Raw genomic sequence first — 1,797 nt, 5'->3', positions numbered from 1 at the left:
CGCCACGCGTGCTTCCGCCCGATGCAGGCTGCGCTCCCAGAAGCGGCACCGCATGCGGCCAACCCAATCTTTGCGCGAGCAGGGCGTCGGCGAGCCAAGCACCCAAATTGCGTCCGAAGCCATCGCGTTCCGCGCTCGCGAAGGCACCGGTCAGCATCTCGACAACGCCGGCTGCCGTAGACAGCTGGCGGAGATCCTCGAGGAGATCGCCGACCGCCGCGCCGTCGCGGGCGAAAAAACCGAATTCTTCCAAGACCGCGGTGAGGTTTTTTGCCGTCAGGAGATCCTCCGCGGGCCGGGCTGCCAGCCGGCGCCAGGCGAGCAGCAAAACACCGCCCGGCCCAACGTCGTCACCGGGACGGGTCAGGAGAAAAGAATCGCGCAGCGCGGCCTCGTCCTCGGTGCGCCCCGCCTGCCGTGCCGTCGTCGCGGCCGCCGCGAGCGCGAGGCGCTGCCGCCAGGCGCCCGCCCATTTTTCGTCCCGGCGCACGACAGCATCGAGCGCGGTCAGCGCCGCGCCGGACGCAAGCGCAGCATCTTCGACGGTTTGCGCAGTCTCGACGGCCCGGCGCAGCCAGGATGGCACAGTCGCCATGGGCGCGATCGGCGCGGCGCCGAGCGGCTGGACGGCGTGGCGGGAAGGCGGTTTGGCGTGGCGAATCATCGCCGGCAGCATGAGTCATCGCGGCGCTTTTTGCAATCATCTCGGCCATAAAGCGCCGGGGATGTCGAACGACGTTCGTGTCCGGTAAGCTTGCCTTATCGGACGTAACCGAAGCGCCGCTAGCGCAGCACCTGCAGCCCGTGCTTGTCGACCACAAACAGCAGCTTCAGCGCCATGCCACTCGGCCGCTTGGCTCCGGTCTCCCATTTCTGCACCGTCGATTCGGATGTGTTCAGATAGCGCGCAAACACCGGCTGGCTGACATGGTTCTTCTCCCGCAGCGCCTTGATCGCGTCGGGCTCGATCGCCGGCGGCACCGTCAGGCAGCTCTCGTCGAAGCTGCGCATCGTCGCCTTGTCGATCGCCCCGACCTTGTAGAGCGCGCTCGCCGAGCTGTGGATCGCCTCGAAGGCGTCGGACTTGTATTTTCTAGCCCTGCTCATGTGCATATCTCCAAAAAATCTCCGTCTGCCAGCAATTCGCCGAGCTGCCGATCGGTCAGCCCAGCATAAGCCTTGGCCAGGCTGCGGAACTGGGCGAGTTCGTCGTCATCAATGTTGGCCCTGTCCTGCTTGGCGAACAGATACTCGTAGACCCAGAACCGACCGGATTTGGCCAGGATGATCGATCGGTGCCGGTTGTCGTTCAGACGCTTCTTGAACACGCCACCGCCAAGATCTTCGGCTTGTCCCAACGCCACCTGCGCAATCGCCTTGCACAGTGCCACGTCCCTGATTCGCGCCTTGCGCGCCGCCTTGGCGAACCAGGCCGTCTTGAACGTCCGCTGCGTCATGGTTTTATATAGCACCAGGTGCTATGGATTGCAAACGCTGCGGTGCCGCCGCCGAACACCGGTTGGCCGACAGCCGGTTCCGTACCGCTAGTGGGTCTACACGTCAGTCAGATCCTCGGGATATCGGCCACCGCGCGCGTGGAACAGCCACCACGTTTGCGCGCCGCGCGTTGAAACGACCAGACAGTGGGGCTCATCCAGCGCCGGCTCGATCAAGCCCAGACGGACGAGCGGAATGATGGTCTTTTCGCCGATCGACTTGTCATGGTACGAAAGCCCGGGCACGACAAGGCGCCATCCCGGCGTTCCGCGCTCGGTCGTGGCCGCCGCGAGATAGCCC

General features: G+C 65.1%; 3 protein-coding genes and 1 pseudogene. All 4 read right to left on the bottom strand.

Going from position 1 to position 1,797, the window contains the following annotated elements:
* The coding region (locus tag EOC06_RS44415; protein WP_245470366.1) for a DUF1403 family protein at nucleotides 1-595 on the bottom strand (595 nt) is incomplete at its 3' end.
* A 188-nt stretch (nucleotides 596-783) separates the two neighbouring features.
* Nucleotides 784-1,107: a DNA-binding transcriptional regulator gene (locus tag EOC06_RS35545; RefSeq protein ID WP_095482552.1), complete on the bottom strand. Its 324-nt coding sequence runs from the start codon at nucleotides 1,105-1,107 to the stop codon at nucleotides 784-786.
* Nucleotides 1,104-1,457 (bottom strand): type II toxin-antitoxin system RelE/ParE family toxin, encoded by a 354-nt coding sequence (locus EOC06_RS35540; protein ID WP_095482553.1) that lies wholly within the window; start codon nucleotides 1,455-1,457, stop codon nucleotides 1,104-1,106. The genes EOC06_RS35545 and EOC06_RS35540 overlap by 4 nt, the downstream gene beginning before the upstream one ends.
* Nucleotides 1,458-1,553: 96 nt before the next feature.
* Nucleotides 1,554-1,797 (bottom strand): annotated as a pseudogene (locus tag EOC06_RS40475) (hypothetical protein); the annotation flags it as partial.

This window comes from Mesorhizobium sp. M7A.F.Ca.MR.362.00.0.0, assembly GCF_004023175.1.
In the GTDB taxonomy this organism is placed as follows: Bacteria; Pseudomonadota; Alphaproteobacteria; order Rhizobiales; family Rhizobiaceae; genus Mesorhizobium.
The sequence above is the reverse complement of the archived record's forward strand: the minus strand, read 5'-3'. Positions and strand labels throughout refer to the sequence as shown.